The organism is Shewanella sp., assembly GCF_048265805.1.
Taxonomy (GTDB): domain Bacteria; phylum Pseudomonadota; class Gammaproteobacteria; order Enterobacterales; family Shewanellaceae; genus Shewanella.
The window spans coordinates 1-6,617 of sequence record NZ_JBLXAT010000061.1 but is presented as its reverse complement, the minus strand read 5'-3'; the positions used below and the strand labels follow the sequence as shown (position 1 = coordinate 6,617).

At 45.4% G+C, this 6,617-nt stretch carries 7 protein-coding genes; 6 read left to right on the top strand and 1 reads right to left on the bottom strand.

Annotated features, from left to right (window positions below; all coding sequences use genetic code 11):
• Positions 1 to 415 precede the first annotated feature (415 nt).
• The 6 genes from ACN0TT_RS20420 to ACN0TT_RS20395 all read left to right on the top strand — a co-directional run bounded on the left by ACN0TT_RS20420 (position 416) and on the right by ACN0TT_RS20395 (position 4,789).
• On the top strand, positions 416 to 682 hold the full coding sequence (locus ACN0TT_RS20420; protein ID WP_417763958.1) for a pyocin activator PrtN family protein: 267 nt from the start codon (positions 416 to 418) through the stop codon (positions 680 to 682).
• Positions 683 to 802: 120 nt separating this feature from the next.
• A complete protein-coding gene (locus ACN0TT_RS20415; RefSeq protein ID WP_417763957.1) occupies positions 803 to 1,573 on the top strand; it encodes an AHH domain-containing protein in 771 nt (256 codons plus the stop codon).
• Positions 1,570 to 2,142, top strand: coding sequence for a hypothetical protein (locus ACN0TT_RS20410; RefSeq protein ID WP_417763956.1), 573 nt, complete (start codon positions 1,570 to 1,572; stop codon positions 2,140 to 2,142). Before ACN0TT_RS20415 ends, ACN0TT_RS20410 begins: the two co-directional genes overlap by 4 nt.
• Before the next feature lie 354 nt (positions 2,143 to 2,496).
• A complete protein-coding gene (locus tag ACN0TT_RS20405; RefSeq protein WP_417763955.1) occupies positions 2,497 to 3,588 on the top strand; it encodes a site-specific integrase in 1,092 nt (363 codons plus the stop codon).
• 91 nt (positions 3,589 to 3,679) lie between these two features.
• Positions 3,680 to 3,874: a hypothetical protein gene (locus ACN0TT_RS20400; protein WP_417763954.1), complete on the top strand. Its 195-nt coding sequence runs from the start codon at positions 3,680 to 3,682 to the stop codon at positions 3,872 to 3,874.
• 12 nt (positions 3,875 to 3,886) lie between these two features.
• Positions 3,887 to 4,789 (top strand): hypothetical protein, encoded by a 903-nt coding sequence (locus ACN0TT_RS20395; protein ID WP_417763953.1) that lies wholly within the window; start codon positions 3,887 to 3,889, stop codon positions 4,787 to 4,789.
• 101 nt (positions 4,790 to 4,890) lie between these two features.
• On the opposite strand, the gene ACN0TT_RS20390 is transcribed toward ACN0TT_RS20395, so the two are convergent.
• Positions 4,891 to 5,637 carry a hypothetical protein gene (locus tag ACN0TT_RS20390; protein WP_417763952.1) on the bottom strand — a complete coding sequence of 249 codons (747 nt, stop codon included), beginning with the start codon at positions 5,635 to 5,637 and terminating at the stop codon, positions 4,891 to 4,893.
• Positions 5,638 to 6,617: the final 980 nt, after the last annotated feature.

Genomic DNA, 6,617 nt, shown 5'->3' with positions numbered 1-6,617 from the left:
TGCAATTTGATGTTCAACGAGCTGCTCCCTGAGTTGGTCAATAAAGTGTTCTAACCATCGGCATGATTTAAGCAGACGATGGCTACGGTTGTCTAACCAATCATCAGGGACCCAACAATTAGATGCACAAGGCGTTGCTTTTGAAAGCGGCGACAGCCGCGCTCCTTGGAGTTCTGACAATAACTGTACGCAAGGCTCTCGTGCCTGCTTCGATCGTCCAAATACGCATGAGACTAGAGGCGTTAGCGACAAAGGCAAAAATATTGGCCAACGGCTTTATACAGGAAAAGAGCTATCTCAGCCTTTAGACAAACCGATAGAGCGGCTTACCAGTAAAGCCAGTGGTCACAGTCACCGAAAAGGCCTAGCCAGCTTCTCCATAGGAAAGCCTGAGTTAAGGAGCAGAGGATAAATAATGCACTCCCCGACCCTATTTATGCTCATGGCCAGCTATGGTGGCCCAACGATCAAGCTCGACAGTATCAGCGAAACCTATTTCGGTATGGCCCCCAAAACCGCCCAGGCTAAGGCTACTGCTGGGCTATTGCCAATACCGGCATTCCGCGCATCGCAGAAGAGCCCTTACCAGGTTCATCTAGCAGATCTGGCTCATTACATTGACAGTAAACGGGATGAGGCATCATACCGAGTCGAACAACTGTCAGTGAAACCAAGGAGATAAGGTCATCTACCACAGCAAGGCAGCAGTAGATGAATAACTGCTTTATAAGCCATAGCCTGTTGCAGTAACGCTCCGTTAGGGTAAGGTTCCATCAACTAATACGTGACGCAAGGACGCATCATGACACGCCCCTACAAAGCCCTGGTTATACCTTCACGCCCGGAGAACCCGACTCCGCTCGAACTGGCTATTTATCAGTTCGAAAAGAGGTGTGCTGAATATCACTCCCGAGAAAGGGCGATGAAGGTTGCCAAGCTCTCTGAGGCTGAGCAGACACGCTTTACCGAGAACCAGAGTAGGGAATGGAATCATCTTCAGAACTTAAAAGCAGCCATTGTTGCCCAGGATCTCATTGATCCGGCCCAGCAACCGCTGCTTGATTATCGCCAATCCGTCAAAGAAAAAACCATTACGGAACGTCTTCAAGAACCCCACCATCCTCCAAAAATATTGGCAAGGAATCTTGCTGCTGATGGCGAACTCCAGCCAAGCCCCCGATATGCCCCCCATCACATCATTATGGGGAAAGGCAGGCACAGAAAAGCCCTTATGTCGGCAGCTAGACTAAACCTTCACCTACATGGCGTAGGGATTAATGACTCGCTGAATGGCGTTTGGCTGGTACATAACAGAAAAGAAGCAGAGCTTTGGAAAACAGACGAGTCAACGCCTGAGAAACCTAAACATTGGGCAACCCCCGATGCCCCTGCTCATCTGCCTATTCACACCTTCAACTACGAGACTTGGATCTATAGCCAGTTTGGGCCACGCGGCATACCCAAAGATTCATTTTTCAGATCATTGAACACAGTTAAAGTGCAGCTTAAAACAGGGACATATCCCAAGCTCATTGAGGAACGTCCAGATAAAGACTGGAACGGTAAAGCATGATTTATAAATTGATGGAACAGCCTCATCAGTACAAAAGCCTTGATCTCGACATGCTGACCTTGTTTGAGAAGGTTGGAAGTGAAGAGCTAGGGCTAAAAATTTTTCAGCAAGCAGATACCAATTTGTCCTTGGCTAAAGACTGGGTGGCCTTTGACTGTGATTACTTCGAAGAGCCGGACGCCGATGATTTACAGGCACCTGACGTATTCTTGTGGCTGGAAAGTTACCTAGTCCTGACCGAGACCGCACAGCGTACTTTGGCTTCCTATTTAGAAGGGTTTGGCGAATTCCTCCCCATCAGCGTCTCAGGGGAACCCCACTATCTATTCAACTGCATGACGTTAGGTAAAGAGGACGAATCTGCTACCGAGTACAAACTGGATGGTGGACTGCCGACAGGGATCACCAAACTGGCCTTTTTGCCGGACGATGTGGAGAACAAAACTCTGTTCAAATCGCAGATCAGCTTCTGTAGCAGCTTGTTCGGTAACACTCGCTTCAAGCAGCTTTGTGACGAAAACAGGCTAAATGGATTGAGGTTCGAAGAGGATTTAGCAGCAATTTTTTAGTTGTTTTCAGATGTTTCTAATCGACAACTGCGACAACATCTCACTGCCAAGCAGAACCAGAACAGTACACCTGTCCCCATAGAAATCAGCACTTTGGGGATCCATAAGTATCCCACAAAACACACATCTCAATATAAAACAGCACTTTAACTAAAAGTATCCCCCATCCAGCATCGGCGCCACGGAGAATAGCCGGGACCGCTCAAGGCTTGGAAAAGCTTGTTCTTGCTGGGTTTCGCCTTGTTTTTCAGTGATCTGTTCTCTAGCCATTCTTAACCGTTTTCAAGCAATTTTTGGGTATGGACTGCCCCATATCTGCCCCCTAAGATATGGGGCAGGTACTAAGGAGGTGTCATGGCAGGCTTCACTATCGAAAAGCGCAAAAACAGCAAGGGCGAGTTCCGTTACCGCTGCACTGTCAGGGCCCACCAAGGTAGCCAAGTAGTGTACCGCGAATCCCGCACCTTTGGCAGGAAGAGCGATGCGCAAGCCTGGGGCATCCAAATGCAGGCCAGCATCGAACGAGACGGTATTCCGGGCCAAAGCATGGCCATACCTTCTATTGGCGAGCTCATCGCTAAGTACCTGAGCAGCCCTACCCTGATGGCGAGGACCGGTAGGACTAAGGAATACGTATTAAAGCTGCTGATGGACTGCGATATTGGCCGCATCCAAGCAGACAAGTTGGTGGAGTCTGATCTTGTTCGTCATTGCGAAGACAGGGTGGCTGCCGGAGCATCTCCTCAAACTGTTGCGCATGACGTCAGCTATTTAAGCTCTGTCATGGCCGCTGCTTGGCCCCACTTCAAAATTGACGTCTCCAACCAGGTTGTTAAGCAGGCACAAAACCACCTGCGCTATGCCGGGCTTATCGGTAAATCGGAGCGCCGCACCCGTCGTCCAGTAGGCGACGAACTAGCACGTTTAGAAGAAGCGCTTGCAGAGCGCGAAGGTAAGCGTCAATCCAAGATCCCTTTTCGCGACATCCTCCAGTTCTCTATCTTGAGCTGTATGCGTATTGGCGAGGTATGCAGCATTCGTTGGGAGGATGTTAGCGAGCAAAGCAAATCCGTACTGGTGCGCGACCGCAAAGATCCCCGTAAGAAACAAGGCAATCACATGCAGGTGCCACTGCTCGGCGATGCCTGGACCATACTGCAACACCAACCCCGGACCGATGAACGGGTCTTCCCCTTCGAGTCCAGAAGCGTTACCGCAGGGTTCCAACGGGTACGTAATAAGCTGGGCATTCAAGACCTGCGCTACCATGACCTACGCAGAGAAGGTGCGAGTAGGCTTTTCGAGGCAGGGTTTTCACTGGATGAAGTGGCTCAAGTGACCGGGCACAGAGACCTTAATATACTGTGGCAGATCTATACCCAGTTGTATCCGAGTCGAGTGCATCAGAGATTAGATGAGCTAAATTCATTAAAATCAGTAACTTGAAGTAGTCAATACAGACTGGTTATGTAACTATCTGTTGATACCATATAGTAAGTGATCTAGTATCAAGACTAACTCTATCTAGGTATTCATTATGTCAAAGTTGCTTGCTTTCTTTGGGTTAGCTCCCAATGATGAACAAAAAGAAGTTCTAAAGCACCTTCGGAAGAAGGAAGCAGCCTCGATGCGTGTAGTGGGCAGGGGCACACTTACCATGAATGCCGAAGATGCTCGCTCTACTGAAAAATCCAAAGCATTTATAGATAAGATAGACCGCTTGGTAGGATAAGTAATCAAATAAATGTTTTTGCTACTTGTCCTACCTATATTAGTTTCTGGTTACATCATATTCACTAAGAGCCCCTATCATTTTTATCGGCTGCATCGCTATGATGGGCAACTCCTTTATCTTGAAAGTGCAAAGCTAGGTTTATGTTGTACTATTTGGAGTGTATTTATCACACTCCCGATAAATAATTACATGCCAGCGACGATTACATTTCTAGATAAGGAATTTAATATTGACCTCGTTAGTTTATTAGAAGGTATGCTTTCATCAACAAAGGCTTTATCGAGGGAAGAACAAAGAGAGCTTGCTTGGATACTAATAATATCATTAAACTCACTGTTTATTGCTAGGTTGTATGTCTTTTTACAAAAGACACGCTTACATATAATTTCCGCCGACATTCCAGAATATATTTCCAGGAAATGGAATTTAATTAAAATATTTTTTAAAACTAAAAATGATGGAGAAGCTCCATCTACAACTGATGACTCTTCACTTTCTCTCGAGGAAAACTCACCCCTTTCTCTTGGAGAAAGAATGAGAATAATATTGATGTCATCAATATTAACTGATAGCCCAATTGATGATTTATTCTTCAAGTCATATTTGATTGATGGCTATTATATTATGCTCACAATGGAAGATCGCAAGGTCTATATTGGACGAGTAATTAGCCTCGGCGAACCTAATGAATCAGAAGGGATGGACCAAGAGATAACAATTACACCATATGCAAGTGGGTTTAGAGATAAAGATAACTTAGGGATAACTTTAACTACAAAATACATGGAAGTATCTACCGACTTAGCAATAACATTGCGCCAGGACAAAATATTGTCAGCAACTCATTTCTCTGACAAAGTCTACGAAGAGTTCCAAGACAGAAAAAACAAAGCAGGTATAATTATAAAATAAACACCCCCTACCCTAAAATTACAAGGATCGTTAGGCGCCTCACACACCAATGTTTTTCATGAGCATTAGCCAACGTTTAACTAATTCATAGTAATACTACATCACTTCCAAAAATCTTCAGTTAATGGAGGGATTTTTAAATCATAGCTAGAAATCACTTCGTTAGCATTTTCAAGTAGAATATCTTTCACCTTCTGTATATATGAAGGAAACTCAACATAAAATAAAAACAAACCTTTTTTATACTCAAGTAAAGTCTCAGGTCTTGAAACTCCCATAACCTCTAACTTTTCATCTTCAGTAAGATGCACTAATTTTTCTAATATGTAACCACGGGCAGCCTTTCTAGCAAGCTTGACGATACCTTTTATATCTTCTTTAAACTCCTCAAACTCATATTTGTATCTATCAATAAATTGACTACAAGAATCAACACTATCTAAAGCCTCCGGCGGAATGTCCATCCTTAACCCTCGCGCTATACTTTTTGCAAAAAACAGTTGCCGCTCTGTAGGAGGGGTCATTGATGAGGGAATAGATTTTCTCAATATCTCACCGAATCGTTCCTCCGTCATCTTGTTAATGGCAGAGGGTTCAAAGTCGCATTCAAATGTCTCAACCATATAGGCAGGAATGTCAAATGGAATTTTAATTCCTTCAATGTCAAGGTGACACTGAAGCTCTCTTCGAGGTAAAAAGTCTTTAAGCAAGCTAGACATCTCACCAGAAATGTCATGTAACGAATTCTGAGACTTCCTTAATTTATCAATATACTCCTCATGAATAGCGAAAGAGAAAGTGCGACTACCAATAACAACATTTGCTTTTCCCGACTTGGTTTCGTACATATAAATCCTTAGTGAATAAATTTTGAGATAATACCACTTCTTAACTTGATATTATCTCGAAAAAATTAACAAATAATAGACTCAAGAAAGAATAACAACAACGCGTGTCCGTTTTATCGGGTGAACATCAATACGTGTTCTTACTTTTCTCCTATTAAGCCAACTCTAAATAACAGTTCCTAACTGTGAGCCTCTTTATGCAGTTACGGTCCCCAAAAAATGGGCTTCGTGGGTCAGTCAGGGTGATCTACTATTCGGCACGGCTATTTAGTACCCATACTATTGTCAAATAACCCATAAAATCCCCTCACCAATAGTCATCTAAAAGCAACCCAAAGAGCCCTTTTCAGTTATTGCTCAGCACCATCCCAGCGCCACACCATCGAAAACCCACCAAAAAGCGACTTTTCGATGGCCTTGACGAGCTTAGATGATTGATTAATATATAGATTGTCAACGGTAGCTGGCCTAAAACAGCATTTCTCAACAACAAGGCTCTTGCCTTCACTTCGTAACCCTCAGGGGGGATGTCCCCCAGGGGCACTCCTCCGTCAAAACATGACCTTCCCGGAGGAAAATCTGATGTTCATCATCATTGTGCTTGCAGCATTCTGCTGCTGCCTGTGCTTGTGCGCTGCCCAAGCCACCAGGCTAATGTTCCGCGACACAGCTGAATGCCTTGTCACGGCCCTGGCGCTCGATACTGAGCAGCCAAACACACGAGGGCCTCCCTCACCTGCCAAACGAGTGCCGAACCTTTCGGTGACTCGGTGCCCTCTCCCGTCTCTGTCGCCAACGGCGAAAACAGAGACGGGGGTATAGCCCCCGACGGAAGCCTTGTGCCTCAACGGCTCAAGGCTTTCGCCCCGCGCACGAATGTGCGCGAACAATACCGCCTTCGGCGGTTGGCGCGCTTCGCGCTTCCTTTCCAGAGAATGACACGACAGTACCAGCCGGATCTGCTGGCAGTTTGTTCCGTC